Genomic DNA, 20,742 nt, shown 5'->3' on the forward strand with positions numbered 1-20,742 from the left:
CCTCCTTAACCGCCCATCGCTCATAGAGCGGGCGCGTGGCCACCCGCTCGGGTCGACGTGACGCCGTCGGCTAACGTGACACCGCCCGCATCAGACGAACGCCGGAGGACCCGTGCCGCTGATTTACACCATCGGCAAGCTCACCGTGGCGCCCGCGGTCCGGCTGGCCTTCCGCCCGACGGTGGAGGGGTTGGAGCACATTCCGGCGACCGGCGGGGCGATCTTCGCGGGCAACCACCTCTCGGTCGCCGACGAGTTGCTGCTCGGCACGGTGGTGCCCCGGCACCTGGCCTTCTGGGCGAAGTCGGAGTACTTCACGGGCACCGGTGTGAAGGGTGCGTTCTCCAAGTTCGTGCTCACCGGGCTGGGCGCCATCCCGGTGGAGCGGGCCGGCGGCCGGGCGGCGCTGACGGCGTTCGACGCCGCCATCCCGGTCCTCAAGGGCGGCGACCTGGTCGCCGTGTATCCGGAGGGCACCCGATCCCCGGACGGGCGGCTCTACCGGGGTCGCACCGGCGCGGCCCGGCTGGCGGTGGCGGCCGGCGTGCCGATCATCCCGGTCGGCGTGACCGGCACCGACAAGGCGCAGCCCATCGGCACCCGGGTGCCCCGGCCCGGTCGGGCCGAGATCGGCATCCGGTTCGGCAAGCCGCTGGACTTCACCGGCCGGTCCGACGACCGGACCTCGCTGCGTGAGATGACCGACGAGCTGATGAGCGAGATCCAGCAGCTCACCGGCCAGGAGTACGTCCCGCGCTACGCCCCCAAGCGCGCCGAGCCCACCACCTGAGCCGTCACGGGCTCTATTTGGTGACCACCTGCTGGCGCAGGTGGTCCAGCAGGCGACCACTGTCGTTCACGTCGAGCCAGGTGAAGACGCCGGTAACCAGGCTGCCGTGGTCGACCGAGGTGCACACCACCACCGCGTCGCCGTCCGCCCGGCCGACCGCGCAGCGTTCGTACCGGCCCCGAACGCCGGTCTCCACCGGTTCGGTGGCACCCAGCGCGTAGCGGTCCGTGAGGCGAACGATCTCGGCGTCGGCGTCCGCCTCCGGAGTCAGCCGCAACCCGGTGCCACCGAGGAGGGTCACCCGCTTGCCTTCGCTCGTGGTGTAGATCCCGGCGAAGGCGTCGTCGGCGAACCGGTACGCCTGGCGTACCTCGTTCTTCAACTGCTCGGCATCGGCCTGGCTGCGTTCGTCCTGCCGCAGCCGCAGCCCGGCGAACTGGTCGGGCAGGGTCGCGCTGGCCGGGTACTGGGCGCGCAGCGGCTGTGCCCACCAGAGCGGCACGCCGCAGCAGCAGGCCACGGTGAGCAGCACCACCCAGGGCCAGCGACGTCGGCGGCGGGCCGGCACGGCAACGTACCCCTTGGGCGGCCGCAACCCGGGCGGCGTGGGGGTCGCTGGCGGGGCTTGGCGGCGCTGCTCCGGCGGCCCGACGGGCGCGGGTGGGGCCGTGCGGGGCGACGACACCGGCGCGGGCGGGGCCGCCGCCGGGCGGGCGGCGACCGGCGGCGCGGGAGCGAACGGCGGCGGCGGAACCGGTGTCGGTGTCGCCGGCGCCGGCGGGACCGGCGTGGCGGCGGCCGGCGGCGGTGGGGCGGCCGACGGGGGCGGGTAGGGCAGGGTGTGCGCCGGGGGTGGGTAGGGCAGCGTCGGCGGCAGCGCCGGGAAGTCGGCGGAGCGCAGGTCCCAGCCGGTGGTGTCCACGCCCTCCCACGGGTCGACCGGGACCATGTACTCCGACGGCAGCGGGGTGGGCTCGGCCGACTCACCCCAGGAACGCTTGCGCGCCGGCGGGGGCGGGACCGGCGCGGATCCGCTCCACCGGGGTGCGGGCGGCTGGGGGCTCGTCTCCGCCCGGGCCGGGTCCGGGCCGCCCTGGCCCGGGACCGGCGCCGAGCCGGACGGACGCCCGGGGACGGCGGCGGAGGCACTCGGCCGGGCCGGTGCGGCGTCCGGGCCGGCTGGGTGCGGCGGCGCGACGGCGGGGCCGGACGGGCTCGCGGGTACGGGTACGGGTGCGGAGCCGCGCGCCGGGACCGCCGGCGACTCGGCCGGTGTTTCCGGCTCGTCGGTCGGCGTGTCCGGCGTCCCGGTCGGTTCCGCCGGTGGCGGTACGGGGGTGCGGGCCGACCCGTCGGTGCCCGGCTCCCGGCCGGTGGCCAAGGTGCTCCCGTCGGCCGGCCGGTCGGTGCCCGGCTGCGGCTCCGGCATCGCGGCAAGTCTCCTCTCGCGCCCGATGCGAGGTTAATACCGGTGTGCCACCACGAGCGAATCCGCTCGCCGAGAAGTGTCGTGGTGGGGGCGAGCCGGGCGAATCGGCTCTGCCGGTGCGCCGTGGTGGGCGGCGCGGCACCGCGTACCCTTGGGCATCATGACTGCTCCGTCGACGACGCCGCGCCCCGTAGCGGCCAATTCTGACGACAACCCCAGCTCGCCGCGCCGCGACCTGGAGTCGTCGGTCTGGCCCCGGCTGGAGCCGCTGCTGCCCCAGGTGACCAAGCCCATCCAGTACGTCGGTGGCGAGCTGGGCGCGGTGGTCAAGGACTGGGACGCCGCGACCGTCCGGTGGGCGCTGATGTACCCCGACGCGTACGAGGTGGGCCTGCCCAACCAGGGCGTGCAGATCCTCTACGAGGTGCTCAACGAGCTGCCCGACGTTCTCGCCGAGCGGACGTACGCGGTCTGGCCGGATCTGGAGAAGCTGATGCGCGCCCACGGCGTGCCGCAGTTCACCGTCGACGCGCACCGTTCGGTGCGCGACTTCGACGTGTTCGGCGTCTCCTTCTCCACCGAGCTGGGTTACACCAACCTGCTCACCGCGATCGACCTGGCCGGCATTCCGCTGCTCGCCGCCGACCGCACCGCCGCCGACCCGGTGATCGTGGCCGGCGGGCACGCCGCGTTCAACCCGGAGCCGATCGCCGACTTCGTCGACGCCGCGGTGCTCGGCGACGGCGAGGAGGCGGTGCTGGAAATCACCGGCATCGTCCGGGAGTGGAAGGCCGAGGGCTGCCCGGGCGGGCGGGACGAGCTGCTGCTGCGGCTGGCCCGCACCGAGAGCGTCTACGTGCCGCGCTTCTACGACGTGGACTACCTGCCCGACGGCCGGATCCAGCGGGTGGTGCCGAACCGCCCCGACGTGCCGTTCCGGGTGCACAAGCGCACGACGATGGATCTGGACGCCTGGCCGTACCCGAAGAAGCCCCTGGTCCCGCTCGCCGAGACGGTGCACGAGCGGTACGCGGTGGAGATCTTCCGGGGCTGCACCCGCGGCTGCCGGTTCTGCCAGGCCGGCATGATCACCCGCCCGGTGCGGGAGCGCTCGATCACCACCGTCGGCCAGATGGTGCAGCAGGGGTTGGAGTTCTCCGGGTTCCACGAGGTGGGCCTGTTGTCGCTGTCGTCGGCCGATCACTCCGAGATCGGCGACATGTGCTCCGGCCTGGCCCAGCAGTACGAGGGCACCAACGTCTCGCTCTCGCTGCCGTCGACCCGGGTGGACGCGTTCAACATCGACCTGGCCCAGGAGCTGTCCCGCAACGGCCGGCGTACCGGCCTGACCTTCGCCCCGGAGGGCGGGTCGGAGCGGATCCGCAAGGTCATCAACAAGATGGTCTCGAAGGAAGACCTGATCCGCACCGTGGTGACCGCGTACACCAACGGCTGGCGGCAGGTGAAGCTCTACTTCATGTGCGGCCTGCCCACCGAGACCGACGAGGACGTCCTCGAGATCGCGGACATGGCCCACGAGGTCATCCGGGCCGGCCGGGCCGCGACCGGTTCCAAGGACATCCGGTGCACCGTCTCCATCGGCGGGTTCGTGCCGAAGCCGCACACCCCGTTCCAGTGGGCCTCGATGGCGCGGCCGGAGGTCATCGACGGCCGGCTCAAGCTGCTCAAGCAGGCGATCAACGCGGACCGCTCGCTGGGCCGGGCGATCGGCTTCCGCTACCACGACGGCGAGCCCTCGCTGATCGAGGGCCTGCTGTCCCGGGGCGACCGGCGGGTCGGCGCGGTGATCCGCAAGGTGTGGGAGAACGGCGGCCGGTTCGACGGCTGGAGCGAGCACTTCTCGTACCAGCGTTGGGTGGACGCCGCCGCCGAGGCGCTGCCGGCCTTCGGGGTGGATCTCGACTGGTACACCACTCGGGAGCGCGACGAGCTGGAGGTCCTGCCCTGGGACCACCTCGACTCGGGCCTCGACAAGGACTGGCTCTGGCAGGACTGGCAGGACTCGATGTCCGAGTACGAGCAGGACGACTGCCGCTGGACGCCGTGCTTCGACTGCGGCGTCTGTCCGGCGATGGACACCGAGATCCAGATCGGCCCCACCGGTCGGAAGTTGCTGCCGCTGACCCCGGTCAACGGCCTGAAGCTGCCCGCCGTCGCCGAACAGTAGGACGTGGCGGCCCGGCCCGGTTGACCGGTTTCGGCCGACTTCCGGGCCTCTCCGGCCGCCCCGACTGCCGGCCGTTCCGGGCGCTGCGCCAGGATGAGACGGACACGCAGGTACACCTGAGGAGCTCACGATCGCCAGAAAGCCTCAACCCGAGGGCGGCCAGGCGCCGGTCGTCCAGCGGGTCCGGATCCGGTACGCCAAGCGTGGACCGCTGCGGTTCACCTCGCACCGGGACTTCGCCCGGGCCTTCGAGCGCGCGCTGCGCCGGGCCGGCGTACCGATCGCCTTCTCCCAGGGCTTCACCCCGCACCCGAAGATCTCGTACGCCTCCGCCGCGCCGACGGGCGTTGCGAGTGAGGCCGAGTACCTGGAGATCGGCCTGCGCGAGCCGGTCGACCCGGAGCAGCTGCGGGTCGCCCTGGACGCGGCGCTCTCGCCCGGACTCGACGTGCTCGAAGCGGTGGAGGCCGCCGGCGGCGGTCTTGCCGACCGGATCGAGGCGTCGCGCTGGCGGATCGAGTTGCCGGAGGTCGACCCGGCCGTCCTGCAGCGGGCGGTGGCCGCCTTCACCGCCGCCGAGGAGATCCAGGTCGAGCGGATGACCAAGCAGGGGCGGCGTACCTTCGACGCGCGCGCGGCCGTCATAAGCATCGATGTGCTGCCCTCGTCGGAGACGCCTTCCCGGGCGGCAGCCGTACCGTGTGCGATACTCGAAGTGGTCGTTCGGCAGGTCACCCCCTCCGTACGGCCCGATGACGTCCTTTCCGGCCTCCGCGTGGTGGCCGACCTGGAGCCGCCGGTCGCCCCGAAGGTGATCCGGCTGGAGCAGGGCACGCTGACCGCGCAGGGCGAGATCGTCGATCCGTTGGATGCGGATCGTGACGGGGCAGCCATCGGAGAGCGCTGACCGACGGTCAACGCTCTGGCAGGCAGACTTCGGCGGTCGCGCACCTGCGTGCCCGGCGGAAACACTTTTGCGGCGACCCTGCGTGGCAGCGCTCACCCGCGCCCGGGGCAGCCAGAACTGGAGAACCTCCATGCTCGAGAACGAGCCCGAGGGCGGCGAACGGACCGGTTCAGAGCCGGCCGAGGCACCCGTCAACAGCACCGAAAGCACTCCCGAGACCAAACCGCCGGCCCGCAAGCGGACCAGCCGCCGCAAGGTCGCCCCGCTCAACCAGCCGGAGCAGACCGACGCGCCGGTCGAGGCGTCCACCGACGCCGGCACCGCCAGCGGCGAGGCGCCGCAGGCGGAGGTGTTCGCGCCGGTCGCCGGTGAGTTGGAGGCCGCGCCGAAGACCACCCGGCGGCGGCGCAAGGCGACCACCGCGAAGGCCGTCGAGGAGCCGGTGGTCGCCACCGGCGTGGAGGCGGCCTCCGAGGAGGTCGTTCCGCCGGTCAAGGTGACCCGTACCCGCCGCCGGAAGGCCGTCACGCCGCCCGCGGAGGCGCCCATCGAGGAGTCCGCGACCGAGGCGCCGGCCGAGGCCGCCGCCGCAGCGGAGGCCGAGCCGGCGGCGGAGACCGGTGGCGAGACCGGCGAGCGCGCCGAGCCGTCGGCCGTCGCCACGCCGGTCGAGGAGGCCGGCGAGGAGGAGGCCGAGGGCGAGGAGGCCGGTCCCGGGCCGACGCCGGCCCGGGAGTTGGCCACCACGCCCACGCCGACCGCCGAGGGCGTGGCCCAGGAGCCGGAGCGGACCACCACCCGTCGACGGCGAGCCGCGCTCGCCGCGCCGACCGTCCTGTTCATGGCGCCGCAGCCCGAGGAGATGCCGATCGTCCGGGTCACCGGCCCGGCCGTCGAGGAGCCGGCCGAGGAGCCGGTGGAGACCGGGCGTCGCCGCCGGCGTGGTCGCCGCGAGGCGGAACCGGTCGAGACCGAGGTCGAGCCCGAGCCCGAGCCGGAGCCGACTGCCGAGCTCGAGGAGGCCGGCGAGGCGGAGGAGGAAGAGGACGAGGAGCTCGCGGGCCGCCGCCGGCGCCGACGCGGCCGCCGCGGTCGAGGCCGAGGCAAGGGCGGCGTGGAGGACGTCGAGGACGTCGAGGAGGACGAGGCCGAGGAGGCCGTCCAGGGCGAGAGCGCCGAGGCCGAGGTCGAAGAGACCGAGGAGGAGGAGGCCGAGGGCGACGGGATGACCCGCCGCCGACGCCGCCGGCGTCGCCGGGGTGCGGGTGACGTCGAGGTCCCGGCCGAGGACGGCGTGCCCACGGTCGTCAAGATCCGCGAGCCGCGCAAGCCCGTCGACGAGGTGCAGGGCGTCTCCGGCTCGACCCGACTGGAAGCCAAGCGGCAGCGCCGCCGGGACGGCCGGGAGCAGCGGCGCACCCGGCCGCCGATCCTGAGCGAGTCGGAGTTCCTGGCCCGCCGGGAGGCGGTTGACCGGATGATGGCCGTCCGTCAGCGCGGCGACCGGACCCAGATCGCGGTCCTTGAGGACGGCGTGCTGGTCGAGCACTACGTCACCCGCAACTCGTCCGGCACCATGGCCGGCAACGTCTACCTGGGCAAGGTGCAGAACGTCCTGCCCAGCATGGAGGCGGCCTTCGTCGACATCGGGCGCGGCCGTAACGCCGTGCTCTACGCCGGCGAGGTCAACTGGGACACCACCGGCCTGGAGGGCCGGGCCCGCTCGATCGAGCATGCGCTCAAGTCCGGCGACTCGGTGCTCGTACAGGTCACCAAGGACCCGATCGGGCACAAGGGCGCGCGGCTGACCAGCCACATCGCGCTCTCCGGCCGACACCTGGTCTACGTGCCGAACGGCAACGCCTCGGGCATCAGCCGCAAGCTGCCGGACACCGAGCGCAAGCGGCTCCGGGACATCCTCAAGAAGCTGGTGCCGGACGGCGCCGGGGTGATCGTCCGGACCGCCGCCGAGGGCGCCAGCGAGGACGAGCTGGCCCGGGACGTCAAGCGGCTCCAGGCGCAGTGGGAGGACATCCAGGCCAAGGCCGCCGAGGGCGGTGCTCCGGTGCTGCTCTACGAGGAGCCGGACCTGGTCATCCGGGTGGTCCGGGACCTGTTCAACGAGGATTTCCGCGAGCTGGTCATCGAGGGCGAGCAGGCGTACGACATCGTCGAGTCGTACCTGTCGCACGTCTCGCCGGACCTGGTCGCCCGGCTGCGCCGGCACGTCGGCACCGCCGACGTCTTCGCCGAGTACCGGATCGACGAGCAGATCCTCAAGGGGCTCGACCGCAAGGTCTTCCTCCCCTCCGGCGGCTCGCTGGTGATCGACCGGACCGAAGCGATGACCGTCATCGACGTCAACACCGGCAAGTACACCGGCTCCGGGGGCAACCTGGAGGAGACGGTCACCCGTAACAACCTGGAGGCGGCCGAGGAGATCGTCCGCCAGCTGCGGCTGCGCGATCTCGGCGGCATCGTGGTGATCGACTTCATCGACATGGTGCTGGAGTCGAACCGGGAGCTGGTGCTGCGCCGGCTCACCGAGTGTCTGGGTCGGGACCGCACCAAGCACCAGGTTACCGAGATCACGTCGCTGGGTCTGGTGCAGATGACCCGCAAGCGGATCGGCGCGGGCCTGCTGGAGGCGTTCAGCGAGACCTGCGAGTGCTGCAAGGGTCGGGGCGTCATCATCCACACCGAGCCGGTGCCGGAGAAGCCACGCGCCGGCACCGTGGGGGAGAAGGTCAAGACGGTCGCCTCGGCCGTCACCGCGCCGGTCGCCGAGGAGCGGGGCGGGGCTCGGCGTCGAGGCCGCAAGGCCACGCCGGAGAAGACCGTTGCCGAGGTGACCGACGCCCAGCCGGACGCCGACTACCACGACACGATGGGCTACGACCTTTCCCGGTACGAGACCGAGACGCCGGCCGCCGCGGCGGTCGCCGACAGCCAGGCGGGTGACTCGGCCCGGCTGGCCGCGCCGGACGACCCGGACGCGATCGGCGACGGCGAGACCGAGGAGGAGGGCGGCCTCGGCCGGCGGCGCTCCCGGCGCGGCGGCGCGCGGCGGCGTACCCGGCCGTGAGCCACTGACCAAGCACGGCATTCGACAGGGCCCCTTCCCCGGCGACAGCGTCCGGCGGGAGGGGCCCTGTCGTTCTCCGGGCCCCGACCGGGCGGTGCCGGCAGGTTGGCCGGGCCGCTGACCGGGACCTCCCACATGGCGGCCGGGAGCGCCCCAGCACCGGTCCGGGTGGTCGCCGTGGTCGAGTTCGACCGGTTTCAGGAGCGTCTGGGCGAACCTCGGTCGGGCGGATCGCCGGCCCGGTTTGGGGGGCGGGCCTGGTATGGCGTACGCTGACCTGCGGCGCACTTTGGTGTGCCGAGTTCCCGCGTGCCCGCGCCGCCGGTGTCACGGCTACCCGGCGAGTCGCCGTGGGAACGACCGCCAGCAGCCTCAACGACAGGGAGTCCGCCTCCGATGTACGCGATCGTCAAGACCGGCGGCAAGCAGTACAAGGTCGCCGAGGGCGACGTGATCGAGGTCGAGAAGCTCGTCGGTGCCCCCGGCGACGCGGTGAAGCTCACCGCGGTGCTCCTCGTCGACGGTGACGACCTGGTGACCGACACGGCGAAGCTTGCCCAGGTCTCGGTGTCCGGCGAGATCGCCGCGCACACCAAGGGCCCGAAGATCCGGATCCACAAGTTCAAGAACAAGACCGGCTACCACAAGCGCCAGGGTCACCGCCAGCCGCTGACCCAGGTCAAGGTGACCGGCATCTCCAGCGGGAAGTAGGTCGTCCTCCAATGGCTCACAAAAAGGGTGCGTCCAGCTCGCGTAACGGTCGCGATTCCGCGGCCCAGCGGCTCGGCGTGAAGCGCTTCGGTGGTCAGGTCGTCAGCGCGGGTGAGATCCTCATCCGGCAGCGTGGCACCAAGTTCCACCCCGGTGACCTGGTCGGCCGCGGTGGCGACGACACGCTCTTCGCGCTGGCCGCCGGTGCGGTCCAGTTCGGCACCAAGCGCGGTCGCAAGACCGTCAGCATTGTGCCGCAGCAGTAGCTCTCTGGCGATGCGGGCCGTGGACCTCGGTGTCCCGGCCCGCTTCGCTTTTCCCCGTGCGGGGCGTACCCCGCTGGAAGGATTGTCCGCGTGACGACGTTCGTTGACCGGGCCGTCCTGCATCTGCAGGCCGGCGACGGCGGGCACGGCTGTGTCTCGATCCACCGGGAGAAGTTCAAGCCCTTCGGTGGCCCGGACGGCGGCAACGGCGGGCACGGCGGCAGCGTCTCGCTGGTGGTCGACCCGCAGGTGACCACGCTGCTCGACTTCCATTTCCGCCCGCACCTGAAGGCCGAGAACGGCCGGGGTGGCGCGGGCTCGAACCGGGACGGCGCCAACGGCCGCGACCTGGTGATCAAGGTGCCGGACGGCACCGTGGTGCAGACCTCCGACGGCGAGGTGCTGGCGGACCTGGTCGGCGCGGGCACCACCTTCGAGGCGGCCCGGGGCGGCCGGGGCGGCCGGGGCAACGCCTCGTTGGCAAACGCCCGCCGCAAGGCTCCCGGCTTCGCCGAGCTGGGCGAGCCCGGCGACCGGCTGGACGTGGTGCTGGAGCTGAAGAGCGTCGCCGACGTCGGCCTGGTCGGTTTCCCGTCGGCCGGCAAGTCGTCGCTGATCTCGGTCATCTCCGCCGCCAAGCCGAAGATCGCCGACTACCCGTTCACCACGCTGGTGCCGAACCTGGGCGTGGTCCGGGTGGACAATCACACCTACACCGTGGCCGACGTGCCGGGGCTGATCCCGGGCGCGGCCACCGGCAAGGGACTCGGTCTGGAGTTTCTGCGCCACGTCGAGCGCTGCGCCGTGCTGGTGCACGTCATCGACACCGCCACGCTGGAGCCGGGCCGGGACCCGCTCGCGGACATCGACACCATCGAGGCCGAGCTGGCCGAGTACGGCGGCCTCGCCGACCGGCCCCGCATGGTCGCGCTCAACAAGATCGACGTACCGGACGGCCGGGACCTCGCCGAGATCGTCCGGCCCGACCTGGCGGCGCGCGGCCTGCGGATCTTCGAGGTCTCCACGGCCACCCGGGAAGGGCTCAAGGAGCTGACGTACGCGATGGCGGAGCTGGTCGAGCAGGCCCGCAGCGCGGTGCCGCCGGCCGAGCCGACCCGAGTCGTGATCCGCCCGAAGGCGGTCGACGACGCCGGCTTCACCATCGAGGCCGAGGAGGACGGCTCGTACACCGTCCGGGGCACCCGCCCCGAGCGCTGGGTGAAGCAGACCAACTTCGACAACGATGAGGCGGTGGGCTACCTGGCCGACCGGCTCGCCCGGCTCGGGGTCGAGGAGAAGCTGGCGAAGGCCGGCGCCCAGGCCGGCGACCTGGTCCGCATCGGCGACCGGGAGTTCGACTGGCAGCCGACCCTCTACGCCGGTGTCGACTTCACCCCGGGCAACCGGGGCACCGACGTCCGGTTGGAGGAGAAATCGACCCGTGCCACGGCCGCCGAGCGGCTGGCCGGCCGCAAGGCGCGCCGGCAGCGGCCCGCCGACGAGGTGGCGGCGGCTCCGCAGGACGACGCCGACCCGGACGACTGGGAGTAGTCCCCTTCTATCCGTGATCGGGTCGTTGGCCGGAAACCTCCGCGAAATCCAGCCGACCTAGCGTGACGGAATGCTGATCGAATCCCGGCCCGCAACCGATCCCGAGGTCGCCACCCTGGTCGAGGCCCAGCAGCGCGAGCTGCGCGACGCCGACGGGGGCCTGCCCGGCCAGGCGACCATCACCCATGACGACATCCGCTATCTGGTCGCCGTGGTGGGCGGGCAGGCCGTCGCCTGCGGTGGCCTCCAGGCACTGGACGCCGACACGGGCGAGCTGAAGCGGATGTACGTCCGGCCGGCGTACCGGGGCCGAGGCATCGCCCGGCAGCTGCTGGCCGCGTTGGAGGAACTGGCCTACCGGCAGGGGCACACCACGGTCTGCCTGGAGACCGGTACGTACCTGCCGGCCGCCATCGGCCTCTACCGGTCCTGCGGCTACCAGCCCATCCCGGTGTACGGCGATTACGTGGGCAACCCGTACAGCGTCTGCCTCGGCAAGCGTCTGCTCGTCGCGGCCTGACGGCCGTCGAGGGTCTGGCGGGCGCCGATCGGGGCGGCCCGCTCGGCAAAGCCGTCGGCCCTGGTGACGTCGCGGGTCAGGGTCATTCGAGCGGGTTGTCCAGCCGCCCGCCGGTGCCAGCCTTGTTGGAGGTCAGGAGCCCCAGGGCGAGCATGCCGAAGCCGAGGAAGAGGTGCAGCCAGTTGTCGGCGTCGTTGAACGGCACGAAGTTTCCCACGCCTTCCCGGTCCACGAAGAAGCCGTACATCCAGATGACGAGGTAGACGGCGCCGCCGCCGGCGAGGAACAGCCGCGCGCCGGCCAGCTGACGGGCCAGCCCCAGCCCGATCAGCCCGAAGACCAGGTGCAGCAGGTTGTGCAGGATCGACACCTGGAACAGGCCGAACAGCCTCGTCTTCGAGTGGTGGCCGGCGAACGCCAACTCGCCGTAGTGCGTGGTGACGCCGGGGAGGAAGCCGAGGATGCCGATCAGCACGAAGACGACGGCCACCGCGAGGGCGACCTTCTGGACCGCCGGGCGGGTCGGAGCGCGCGTCGGGCCATTCGTCAACGTCGCGGGTCGGCGTACGTCACGTGCCATCGCTGTCACCTCCGTGGATCGCCCGCCGCCGGGGCGGCGCAGCCCCACTCATTGTGTGATCGGGCCGGGGCGCTCCCGCAGTGAAATGACGAATCGGGCACGGGCCGAGGTGGCGAGACGATCACTCGATCCGGCGTACTCCGTCGATGACGAATCCGCTGGGCGGCAGGGCGGGCAGGCGGCCGAGGTCGACCGACAGGTCCTGCGGTGGGACCCGGTAGCTCATCGTGCCGGTCAGGTTGGTGACCGCGCGCTTCATCAGTTCGATGGTGAGCCACTCGCCGGCGCAGCGGTGCCCGGTGAAATGGTTCCCACCGCCCTGCGGGATCAGGCTGAACGGGTCGCCCCGCCAGCCGGTGAACCGCTCCGGCCGGAACCGTTCCGGCTCGGGCCAGAGCCGCGGATGGTGGTTGGTGGCGTACAGGCCGAGCAGCACTCGGCGGCCCTGGGGGAAGTGGTGCCCCTGCCACTCGAAGGGACGGCGCACCCGGGCCGCCGCCATCGGGAAGAAGGGGGAGTGGCGGCGTACCTCGTGCACGAAGCTCTCCGTGGCCGGGGCATCGCCGCGTACGCGTTCCCGCCACCCGGGATGGTCGTGCAGGGCCAGCGCGGCGAAGACCACGAACCGGTCGACCGCGACCGTGGGGCGGATGACGTTCAGCAGCTCGACCGCCGCGATCCGACGAGGCAGCAGCCGCCCCGGTGCGTCCCGGTGCTCGGCGACCACCCGTAGCGCGCTGCCCTCCGGCGCGGCCAGCGTGCCGCGCCGGAACTGCTCGATCAGGTCGCCGATCCAGTGTTCGGCCCGGCGGCGGCCGACCAGCCCGCGCCAATATCGCAGGCCGACCGCGGCCGGGGCGTCGATCATCGCGTGCAGGTCGTCGGTGCGGGGCGCGACGTCCCGGTCGGCCAGCGGCACGCCCGCCCAGGCGCAGACCGCCCGAGCCAGTATTCGGCCCACCTCGTCGTACAGGACCACCGGACCCGACTCCGCCCAGACCGGGACGCGGGCCCGCCACTCGTCGTCGAAGAGTTGCCCGAGGTGGCGGATCGCGGTGGGGGTCATGATCGACATCAGCATCGCCTTGCGCGCCCGGTGCGCCGCGTCGTCGAGCCCCTGTACGCCGCCGATCCCGGTGAGGGTGCGCTGCCCCCGCATCGGCATGGCGCCGTGCCGGACGAACCGATCGGCGTCGTAGAACAGCTCCGCGGCCGGACGACCGCGCAGGCAGATGGTCGGCTCCAGCATCAGCCGGGTCTGGAAGATGTCGCTGCCGTGCTGGTCGCAGCGGTCGCCGATGAACCGGTACCCCTCGCGTAGGAACGCCAGAGTGCTGTCCGGGCTGGGGTCGGTGGGAATGGCGCTCATCGGCTGCTCCTGAGGCGGCTCGGCGACCTCCGCTACTACCCACCGAGAGCCGGGCGAATCCGGTCTCCGCAGGTCAGCCGGTGATTGTGGCACATCCGGAACGCCGTGGGAGGGGCCAGCGAAGAACGGCGCTGGCCCCTCCCACGGCGCGGAAAACCTGGTTTCCTGGGCTGGCGGCCCGGCGGTGGGCCGGTCGTGGATCCGTCGGCTCGGCACCGGCGGCGGTGGCGAGGAGGACGCATGCGCAACGACAGGGCGACGCAGTGGCGGCGGGCGGTGACCGGGCTCGGCCTGCGCCGCGGCACCCGCGAGGAGCCGCTGATCGTCCCACCCCGGCGGGCCGAGGTCCGTCCGCGCCGGTTCTTCACCGTGCACCTCGGCTTCGAGGCGGCCGATTCGTCCGCCGCCCGCGAGCTGGCCGTCACGTACGCCGAGGCGCTGAGCCTGCTCCGCCCGGAGCTGACGCTCGGCGCGGCGGCCCTCTCCCCGGCCGACGCCTGGCACCGCGCGGAGCGGTTGTTCTGCGGGGCGGTCGGCCCCGACGGCGAGCGCTGCACCGACGTGGCCGGCCATCCCGGCTTCCACCACGCGCCCGGTCCGGGCGGCCTCGGCTGGGGCGACGGTGACTGAGCACCGGGGCTCAGTCCAGATCGAACTCGCCGTCCTGGGCGCCCGCGACGAACGCGTCCCACTCGGCCTGGGTGAAGACCAGCACCGGCCCGTTCGGCTCGGCCGAGTTGCGCATCCCGATCAGGTCGTCGACGAATGCCACCTCGACCGCGCTCTCCGACGTGTCGCCCTCGGCCCGTTGCCAGACCGCCCGAGAGAGGTCGAAGTCGCCCTTGGGGTGCTGACCCATCCTTGTTCCTCCATAGTCATGCGTCACCGGGGCATCCGTCCGGATCCCCATCGGGCAGGATAATCGGATGCCGAGCCTGACCCGTGTAGAGGCGACCACGCGTGGCGCGTTGATTACTGTCGAGTCCTATCAGGTGGACCTTGACCTGACCGGTGACGGCGAGCGGTTCCGCTCCACCGTCACGGTCCGGTTCCGGGCGACCCCCGGCGCCGACACCTTCGCGGAGGTCAAACCCGCGCGACTGCTCGGGGTGCGCCTCAACGACCGGGACCTCGATCCGGCCGTCCTCGACGACAACCGGCTGCCGCTGACCGGGCTGGCTGCGGCGAACACGCTGACCGTCAGCGCCGAGATGGCCTATTCCAACACCGGCGAGGGCCTGCACCGCTTCGTCGACCCGGCCGACGGCGAGACCTACCTCTACGCGATGTCCTTCCTCGACGAGGTGCAGCGGATCTTCGCCGCGTTCGACCAGCCCGACCTCAAGGCCCCGGTGACCCTCTCGGTCACCGCGCCGCCGGAGTGGACCGTCGCGGCCAACGGGCAGGTCGCCGGCCGGCCGGCGCCCGGGCGCTGGGAATTCGTGCCCACCGCGCCGCTGGCCACATACTTCTTCACGCTGATCGCCGGCCCCTGGCACGTACGGCGCGCCGAGCACGACGGCATCCCGCTCGGCGTCTACTGCCGACGCTCGCTGGCCGCACACCTGGACGCCGACGCGGAGGAGATCTTCACCGTCACCCGGCAGTGCCTCGACCGGTTCCATCAGCTCTTCGCCGAGCGCTACCCGTTCGGCAAGTACGACCAGGCGTTCGTGCCCGAGTTCAATGCCGGCGCGATGGAGAATCCGGGCCTGGTCACCCTGCGCGACGATCTCATCTTCCGCTCCGCTGTCACCGACACCCAGCGGGAGTTGCGGGCCACCACCATCGCCCACGAAATGGCGCACATGTGGTTCGGCGACCTGGTGACCATGCGCTGGTGGGACGATCTGTGGCTGAACGAGTCCTTCGCCGAATATCTGGGCACCCGGGTCACCGCCGAGGTCACCCGCTTCGGCCAGGCGTGGACCACTTTCGCGATGCGCCGCAAGGCCTGGGGCTACGCGGCCGACCAGCGCCCCTCCACCCACCCGGTGGCGCCCGAGGAGGTGGCCGACGCCGCCCAGGCCCTGCTCAACTTCGACGGCATCTCGTACGCCAAGGGCGCCAGCGTGCTGCGCCAGCTCGTCGCCTGGGTGGGCGACGACGCCTTCCTCGCCGGCCTGAACGCCCACTTCGCCAAGCACCGGTTCGGCAACGCCACCCTCGCCGACCTGCTCGGCAGTCTCGCCGCCGCGAGCGGACGCGACCTGGCCGACTGGGCCGAGCGCTGGCTGCGCCGCAGCCAGGTCAACACGTTGCGGATGGTGACGGCGGTGGGCGCCGACGGTCGGTGGACCGAGGCGGCGGTGGTGCAGACCGCGCCGGAGGCGTACCCGGTGCTGCGCCCGCACCGCATCGGGGTGGCCCGGTACGCCGCCGACGTCCCGGTGCGCCGCCTTGAGGTCGACCTGAACCCGGACGCCGACCAGGGCCGCACCGAGTTGACCGAGCTGATCGGGCAGCCCGCCACCGGCCTGCTGCTGCCGAACGCCGGTGACCTCACCTTCGCCAAAATCCGGCTCGACCCGGCCTCGGCGGACGCGGTGCCGACGCTGCTCCCCGGGCTGGACGATCCGCTGGCCCGGGCGCTGCTCTGGGGCGAGGCCCTGGATGCCGCCACCGACGGCGAGCGCCCGGTGGTCGCGCTGGTCGCGCTCATCGCGGCGGCGCTGCCGGCGGAGACCGAAGTGATCATCGCCGAGGACGTGCTCATCCTCAGCCGCAATCTGATCGACCGCTACCTGGAGCCGCTGGCCCGGGACGCGGCCCTGTTCCGGGTCGCCGGGGCCTGCGCCGCGCTGCTGGCCGGCGCCCCGGCCGGCGGCTCGCTGCAACTCGCCGCGGCCCGGGGCCTGATCGGCGCCACCACCGACATCGGCCTGCTCGCCGGCTGGCTGGCCGGCAGGGAGGTCCCGGCGGGGCTCGCGGTCGACGCCGACCTGCGGTGGGCGCTGCTGTATCGGCTGGTGGTGCTCGGCGCGGCCGGCGAGCCGGAGATCGCCGCCGAGGCGGCCGCCGACCGCAGCGCCACCGGCGCCGAGCGGGCCGCGCGCTGCCGGGCAGCCCTGCCCGACAGCGACGCCAAGCGGGCCGCGTGGGAGATCGTCACCCACAACACCGAGCTCTCCAATCGCCTGGTGGAGGCGACCGCCGAGGGCTTCTGGCAGCCGGAGCAGGCCGAGTTGACCGCTGGCTACGTCGAGCGGTACTTCGCCGACATGCCGGCGGCGGCGCGGCTGCGTACCCCCTGGGTGGCCGACCGGGTCGCGGCCCTGGCCTTCCCCCGCTACGCCGTGACACAGCGGACGCGTGACCTGGCCGCGGAGCTGCTGGCCCGCGACGACCTCACGGCCGGCCTGCGCCGGCGGGTCGTCGACCTCGACGACGACCTGCGGCGCGCGCTGGTGGCCCGGACGGCGGTGGCCGCCGTCGGTGCCTGACGACAGCCCGGCCGGGACGCCGCTGACGGCCCTGTCGGGCCACGTTCCGGTCCCGGCCTACGATCACGGGGTGGAGGAAGACATCCGGCGGATCGGCATCATGGGCGGCACCTTCGACCCGATCCATCACGGGCACCTGGTCGCGGCCAGCGAGGTGGCGGACCGGTTCGGCCTGGACGAGGTGGTTTTCGTGCCCACCGGCCAGCCGTGGCAGAAGGCGGACGAGCCGGTCAGCTCGGCCGAGGACCGTTACCTCATGACGGTGATCGCCACCGCCTCCAACCCGCGCTTCCAGGTGAGCCGGGTCGACATCGACCGGGGTGGCCCCACCTACACCGTCGACACGCTGCGCGACCTGCGTGCCGAGTACGGCCCGAAGGTGCAGCTGTTCTTCATCACCGGCGCGGACGCCCTGGAACGCATCCTGTCCTGGAAGGAAGTGGACCGGATGTTCGAACTGGCCCACTTCATCGGGGTGACCCGCCCCGGCTTCGAGCTGTCCGACCGGCACCTTCCCGCGGACACGGTCAGCCTGGTGCAGGTCCCGGCGATGGCGATCTCGTCGACCGACTGCCGGGCGCGGGTCGCCCGGGGCGAGCCGGTCTGGTACCTGGTGCCGGACGGTGTGGTGCAGTACATCGCCAAACGGCGCCTCTACCAGCGGGGATAACACCCGGAACATGGGCGTTTGTCCGCGTAACCGGCCAGAACTGACAGGTCGTTGCGGCGCCGGGTGTGAGAGGCTTGCAGGGTCGCACGGTTGATCGAAGGAGAACGGTGACAGTTTCCGAACGCGCGCACGAGCTGGCGATGGCGGCTGCCCAGGCCGCGGCCGACAAGAAGGCGCAGGACATCGTCATCATCGACGTGGGCGACCAGCTCGCCATCACCGACGCGTTCCTGCTGGCCGACGCTCCGAACGAGCGCCAGGTGCTTGCCATCGTCGATGCCATCGAGGAGCGCCTGCTGGAGTTGCCGGAAAAGGCCAAGCCGGTCCGGCGCGAGGGCGAGCGGGGCGGCCGGTGGGTGCTGCTCGACTACGTCGACATCGTGGTGCACGTGCAGCACACCGAGGAGCGCGAGTTCTACGCCCTGGACCGGCTTTGGAAGGACTGCCCCCAGATCCGGTTCGAGGACCGCGACCTGGCCGACTCGGCCGCCGGCACCGCCAGCGCGGAATGACCCGCCTGATCGTCTGGCGGCACGGCAACACCGACTGGAACGCCACCGGCCGGGTCCAGGGCCAGAGCGACGTACCGCTGAACGACCTCGGCCGTGAGCAGGCCCGCGCCGCCGCGCCCGTGCTGGCCGCGCTGCGCCCGGATGCCATCGTCGCCAGCGACCTGCGCCGGGCCGCCGACACCGCCGCCGCCCTCGCTCGCGCAACCGGGCTGCCGGTACGCACCGACGCCCGGTTGCGCGAGCGCCACTTCGGCCAGTGGCAGGGCCTCGCCCTCGCCGACGTCGCCGAGCGCTTCCCCGACGAGTACGCCCGCTGGCGAGCCGGCGACCCGGATCCGGGTGCCGGCATCGAGACCCTCGACGACCTGGGCAAGCGGCTCGGTGTCGCCTTCCAGGACGCGGCCGACCTGGCCGTCGGCGGCACGGTGGTGGTGACCACGCACGGCGGTGGCGCCCGGCAGGGCGTGGGGCACCTGCTCGGCTGGGACCACGCGGTGCTGCGCAGCGTTGGTTCGCTGGCCAACTGCCACTGGACCGAGCTGCGCCACGACGACGTGCGTGGTTGGCACCTGCGGGCCCACAACGTGGGGCTGATCACGTTGCCGGCGCTCACCGACGCGGTCTGAGTCCGCCGGTCCGGGCGTGCCGCCCCGGCATCGACTAGCGTGCCGGTCATGCCCGTCGCGGTCGTCACCGACTCCACCGCCTACCTTCCGCCCGAGCTGGTGCGCGCGCACCGGCTCACCGTCGTCCCACTCACCGTGGTGCTCGACGGCGTGGAGGGGCTGGAAGGGGTCGAGGTCTTCCCCGACGACGCCACCCGGGCGCTGCGTGGCCGGCGGGTCGCGGCGAGCACCTCAAGGCCCGCCCCGGAGCAGTTCGCGCAGGTCTATCGCGAGCTGCTCGCCGAGGGCGCCGACGGGGTGGTCTCGGTGCACCTGTCGGCCGAGCTCTCCGGCACGGTGGAGGCGGCCCGGCTGGCCGCCGCCGAGGTCGGTGACCGGGTCACCGTGGTCGACAGCCGCTCCACCGGGATGGGCCTGGGCTTCCCGGTGCTCGCCGCGGCCGCAGCCGCCGCCGAGGGCGCGGACCTTCCCGGGGTACGCCAGGCGGCGGTCGACGCCATCGAGCGGACCACCATCTTCTTCTACGTGGACACCCTGGAATTCCTGCGCCGGGGCGGCCGGATCAACGCGGCCGAGGCACTGCTCGGCACCGCCCTGTCGGTGAAGCCGATCCTGTTCATGCCGGACGGCGCGATCGTGGTGCGGGACAAGGTGCGTACCGCCGGCCGGGGCCTGGCCCGCCTGGTCGACCTGGCGGTCGAGGCGGTCGGCGACGCCGAACTGGACCTGGCCGTGCACCACCTCGCCGCACCCGAGCGCGCCGAGCAGTTGGTGGCGGCGCTGACCGAGCGCCTCGGCGACCGGCTGCACGACACGTACGTCACCGAGGCCGGTGCGGTGGTGGGGGCCCACGCCGGTCCCGGGCTGGCCTGCGTGGTGATCCACCGTCGCCTCGACCCCGAGGCGAGGTGAGGACAGTGGACCGACCGCTCGCGCTCACGGCAGCGGCTGGGGCGGGTGGGGGCCGACGTACCGCGAGTCCGGCCGGATGATCTTCTGGTCTTCGGCCTGTTCCAGCACGTTCGCACACCACCCGATGACGCGGCTGGTGGCGAAGGTCGGGGTGAACATCTCCCGAGGCAAGCCGCACAGGTGCATCACGACGCCGGCGTAGTACTCCACGTTGGTGTGCAGTTCCCGACCGGGCTTCAGCTCCGCCAGCAACGACAGGACCCGCTCCTCGACGGCCACGGCGAAGTCCACCACATCCCCGCCGAGGTCCTGGGCGATCCCCTTGAGCATGCGTGACCGCGGGTCTTCCGTGCGGTAGATCGGGTGCCCGAACCCCATGATCCGCTCGCCGTTCAGGATGCGCGAGCGCAACCATGAATCGGCCCGGTCGATCGAGCCGATGGCGTCGAGGGTGTCGAGGGCCCGGCTGGGAGCTCCGCCGTGCAGGGGGCCGGAGAGCGCGCCGAGTGCTCCGCCGATGCAGGCGTAGATGTCAGCGCCGGTGGAGGCGATGACGCGGGCGGTGAACGTCGACGCGTTGAAGCCGTGATCCACGGTCGCGATGAGGTAGCGCTCGATCGCCCGGGCGTGGGGTTCGGACGGCTCCTCGCCACTGATCATGTAGAGGTAGTTCGTCGCGTGTGACAGGTCGTCGCGCGGTTCGATCAGTTCCAGGCCGGCGCGCAGGCGGTACAACGCCGCCAGCAGACTGGGCGTGAGGGCGCAGAGTGCCAGGGCCTGCGCCCGACGCTCGGCTGGCGGCGTGTCGTACAGCGGGCGGGCTCCGTCGGCAAGGCCGGCGACGGCCAGCGCGGCGCGCAGCCCGCTCATCGGGTCCTGCGAGCGGGAGGCCGCGGCGATGCCGGGCAGCGCGGCGGCGACGGCGGGCGGGATGTGGCGCAGCGGGGCGATCTCCTGCTGGAGCGTCTTGTCCCGCTGCGGCAGGGCGCCGTCGATCAGCAGCGCCCAGACGTCCTCCAGCGTTCGGCGCTCGGCCAGTTCGATCGCGGAGTACTGCCGGTAGTGGTAGAAGCCCTCGCGTCCGCGGACGCGGCCGATCGTGGTGTCGGTGACGACGACGCCGGCGAGCCCCCGGGGAGCGGTGATGGTGTCAGCCATGCCGGGCAGCGTCACGCCGCCGTAC

The 20,742-nt window shown here is 72.6% G+C and carries 19 protein-coding genes; 14 read left to right on the plus strand and 5 right to left on the minus strand.

Going from position 1 to position 20,742, the window contains the following annotated elements; all coding sequences use genetic code 11:
* Nucleotides 1–112: 112 nt before the first annotated feature.
* The gene (locus AB0C02_RS23490; protein ID WP_357550941.1) at nt 113–790 is read left to right on the plus strand and encodes a lysophospholipid acyltransferase family protein; all 678 of its coding nucleotides are present in this window, start codon (nt 113–115) and stop codon (nt 788–790) included.
* Nucleotides 791–803: 13 nt separating this feature from the next.
* Here AB0C02_RS23490 and AB0C02_RS23495 read toward each other — a convergent pair whose 3' ends face one another.
* Nucleotides 804–2,219: a hypothetical protein gene (locus tag AB0C02_RS23495; RefSeq protein WP_357550942.1), complete on the minus strand. Its 1,416-nt coding sequence runs from the start codon at nt 2,217–2,219 to the stop codon at nt 804–806.
* A 160-nt stretch (nt 2,220–2,379) separates the two neighbouring features.
* On the opposite strand from AB0C02_RS23495, the gene AB0C02_RS23500 reads away from it, so the two are divergent.
* The 7 genes from AB0C02_RS23500 to AB0C02_RS23530 all read left to right on the plus strand — a co-directional run bounded on the left by AB0C02_RS23500 (nt 2,380) and on the right by AB0C02_RS23530 (nt 11,447).
* Entirely contained in the window at nt 2,380–4,407 is a 2,028-nt protein-coding gene (locus AB0C02_RS23500; protein WP_357550943.1) for a TIGR03960 family B12-binding radical SAM protein, read from the plus strand.
* A 187-nt stretch (nt 4,408–4,594) separates the two neighbouring features.
* Nucleotides 4,595–5,314, plus strand: a complete 720-nt coding sequence (locus AB0C02_RS23505; protein ID WP_357551005.1) for a TIGR03936 family radical SAM-associated protein — start codon at nt 4,595–4,597, stop codon at nt 5,312–5,314.
* A 130-nt stretch (nt 5,315–5,444) separates the two neighbouring features.
* Nucleotides 5,445–8,399, plus strand: coding sequence for an Rne/Rng family ribonuclease (locus AB0C02_RS23510; RefSeq protein ID WP_357550944.1), 2,955 nt, complete (start codon nt 5,445–5,447; stop codon nt 8,397–8,399).
* Between the two features lie 396 nt (nt 8,400–8,795).
* Entirely contained in the window at nt 8,796–9,110 is a 315-nt protein-coding gene (rplU, locus tag AB0C02_RS23515) for a 50S ribosomal protein L21 (RefSeq protein WP_357550945.1), read from the plus strand.
* Between the two features lie 11 nt (nt 9,111–9,121).
* Nucleotides 9,122–9,376, plus strand: coding sequence for a 50S ribosomal protein L27 (gene rpmA / locus AB0C02_RS23520; protein WP_088975624.1), 255 nt, complete (start codon nt 9,122–9,124; stop codon nt 9,374–9,376).
* A gap of 90 nt (nt 9,377–9,466) precedes the next feature.
* The gene (obgE, locus tag AB0C02_RS23525; protein ID WP_357550946.1) at nt 9,467–10,927 is read left to right on the plus strand and encodes a GTPase ObgE; all 1,461 of its coding nucleotides are present in this window, start codon (nt 9,467–9,469) and stop codon (nt 10,925–10,927) included.
* Between the two features lie 70 nt (nt 10,928–10,997).
* On the plus strand, nt 10,998–11,447 hold the full coding sequence (locus AB0C02_RS23530) for a GNAT family N-acetyltransferase (RefSeq protein WP_357550947.1): 450 nt from the start codon (nt 10,998–11,000) through the stop codon (nt 11,445–11,447).
* Nucleotides 11,448–11,529: 82 nt separating this feature from the next.
* Here the strand turns inward: AB0C02_RS23530 and AB0C02_RS23535 are convergent, their stop codons facing one another.
* Nucleotides 11,530–12,027, minus strand: a complete 498-nt coding sequence (locus tag AB0C02_RS23535) for a DUF4383 domain-containing protein (protein ID WP_357550948.1) — start codon at nt 12,025–12,027, stop codon at nt 11,530–11,532.
* Nucleotides 12,028–12,148: 121 nt separating this feature from the next.
* On the minus strand, nt 12,149–13,396 hold the full coding sequence (locus tag AB0C02_RS23540; protein WP_357550949.1) for a cytochrome P450: 1,248 nt from the start codon (nt 13,394–13,396) through the stop codon (nt 12,149–12,151).
* 240 nt (nt 13,397–13,636) lie between these two features.
* Here AB0C02_RS23540 and AB0C02_RS23545 point away from each other — a divergent pair, with 240 nt between their 5' ends.
* A complete protein-coding gene (locus tag AB0C02_RS23545) occupies nt 13,637–14,026 on the plus strand; it encodes a hypothetical protein (protein WP_357550950.1) in 390 nt (129 codons plus the stop codon).
* Nucleotides 14,027–14,036: 10 nt separating this feature from the next.
* On the opposite strand, the gene AB0C02_RS23550 is transcribed toward AB0C02_RS23545, so the two are convergent.
* Nucleotides 14,037–14,255, minus strand: a complete 219-nt coding sequence (locus tag AB0C02_RS23550) for a DUF397 domain-containing protein (protein WP_357550951.1) — start codon at nt 14,253–14,255, stop codon at nt 14,037–14,039.
* A 67-nt stretch (nt 14,256–14,322) separates the two neighbouring features.
* On the opposite strand from AB0C02_RS23550, the gene pepN reads away from it, so the two are divergent.
* From pepN to AB0C02_RS23575, 5 genes are all read left to right on the plus strand, one after another.
* Nucleotides 14,323–16,839 (plus strand): aminopeptidase N, encoded by a 2,517-nt coding sequence (gene pepN / locus AB0C02_RS23555; protein WP_357550952.1) that lies wholly within the window; start codon nt 14,323–14,325, stop codon nt 16,837–16,839.
* A gap of 70 nt (nt 16,840–16,909) precedes the next feature.
* The gene (gene nadD / locus AB0C02_RS23560; protein WP_357550953.1) at nt 16,910–17,509 is read left to right on the plus strand and encodes a nicotinate-nucleotide adenylyltransferase; all 600 of its coding nucleotides are present in this window, start codon (nt 16,910–16,912) and stop codon (nt 17,507–17,509) included.
* Between the two features lie 107 nt (nt 17,510–17,616).
* The gene (gene rsfS / locus AB0C02_RS23565; protein WP_357550954.1) at nt 17,617–18,021 is read left to right on the plus strand and encodes a ribosome silencing factor; all 405 of its coding nucleotides are present in this window, start codon (nt 17,617–17,619) and stop codon (nt 18,019–18,021) included.
* Nucleotides 18,018–18,647, plus strand: coding sequence for a histidine phosphatase family protein (locus AB0C02_RS23570; RefSeq protein WP_357550955.1), 630 nt, complete (start codon nt 18,018–18,020; stop codon nt 18,645–18,647). The genes rsfS and AB0C02_RS23570 overlap by 4 nt, the downstream gene beginning before the upstream one ends.
* Nucleotides 18,648–18,695: 48 nt before the next feature.
* Nucleotides 18,696–19,559 (plus strand): DegV family protein, encoded by an 864-nt coding sequence (locus tag AB0C02_RS23575; protein ID WP_357550956.1) that lies wholly within the window; start codon nt 18,696–18,698, stop codon nt 19,557–19,559.
* A gap of 24 nt (nt 19,560–19,583) precedes the next feature.
* On the opposite strand, the gene AB0C02_RS23580 is transcribed toward AB0C02_RS23575, so the two are convergent.
* A complete protein-coding gene (locus AB0C02_RS23580) occupies nt 19,584–20,717 on the minus strand; it encodes a citrate/2-methylcitrate synthase (RefSeq protein WP_357550957.1) in 1,134 nt (377 codons plus the stop codon).
* Nucleotides 20,718–20,742 lie beyond the last annotated feature (25 nt).

The sequence above is a fragment of the Micromonospora sp. NPDC048999 genome (assembly GCF_040649295.1).
In the GTDB taxonomy this organism is placed as follows: Bacteria; Actinomycetota; Actinomycetes; order Mycobacteriales; family Micromonosporaceae; genus Micromonospora.

What these genes read in the sequence shown, in the direction of transcription:
- AB0C02_RS23495 (WP_357550942.1), bottom strand. Translation starts at nt 2,219, where the DNA reads ATGCCGGAGCCGCAGCCGGGCACCGACCGGCCGGCCGACGGGAGCACC.
- AB0C02_RS23500 (WP_357550943.1), top strand. Translation starts at nt 2,380, where the DNA reads ATGACTGCTCCGTCGACGACGCCGCGCCCCGTAGCGGCCAATTCTGAC.
- AB0C02_RS23510 (WP_357550944.1), top strand. Translation starts at nt 5,445, where the DNA reads ATGCTCGAGAACGAGCCCGAGGGCGGCGAACGGACCGGTTCAGAGCCG.
- rplU (WP_357550945.1), top strand. Translation starts at nt 8,796, where the DNA reads ATGTACGCGATCGTCAAGACCGGCGGCAAGCAGTACAAGGTCGCCGAG.
- rpmA (WP_088975624.1), top strand. Translation starts at nt 9,122, where the DNA reads ATGGCTCACAAAAAGGGTGCGTCCAGCTCGCGTAACGGTCGCGATTCC.
- AB0C02_RS23530 (WP_357550947.1), top strand. Translation starts at nt 10,998, where the DNA reads ATGCTGATCGAATCCCGGCCCGCAACCGATCCCGAGGTCGCCACCCTG.
- AB0C02_RS23535 (WP_357550948.1), bottom strand. Translation starts at nt 12,027, where the DNA reads ATGGCACGTGACGTACGCCGACCCGCGACGTTGACGAATGGCCCGACG.
- AB0C02_RS23540 (WP_357550949.1), bottom strand. Translation starts at nt 13,396, where the DNA reads ATGAGCGCCATTCCCACCGACCCCAGCCCGGACAGCACTCTGGCGTTC.
- AB0C02_RS23545 (WP_357550950.1), top strand. Translation starts at nt 13,637, where the DNA reads ATGCGCAACGACAGGGCGACGCAGTGGCGGCGGGCGGTGACCGGGCTC.
- AB0C02_RS23550 (WP_357550951.1), bottom strand. Translation starts at nt 14,255, where the DNA reads ATGGGTCAGCACCCCAAGGGCGACTTCGACCTCTCTCGGGCGGTCTGG.
- pepN (WP_357550952.1), top strand. Translation starts at nt 14,323, where the DNA reads ATGCCGAGCCTGACCCGTGTAGAGGCGACCACGCGTGGCGCGTTGATT.
- AB0C02_RS23570 (WP_357550955.1), top strand. Translation starts at nt 18,018, where the DNA reads ATGACCCGCCTGATCGTCTGGCGGCACGGCAACACCGACTGGAACGCC.
- AB0C02_RS23575 (WP_357550956.1), top strand. Translation starts at nt 18,696, where the DNA reads ATGCCCGTCGCGGTCGTCACCGACTCCACCGCCTACCTTCCGCCCGAG.
- AB0C02_RS23580 (WP_357550957.1), bottom strand. Translation starts at nt 20,717, where the DNA reads ATGGCTGACACCATCACCGCTCCCCGGGGGCTCGCCGGCGTCGTCGTC.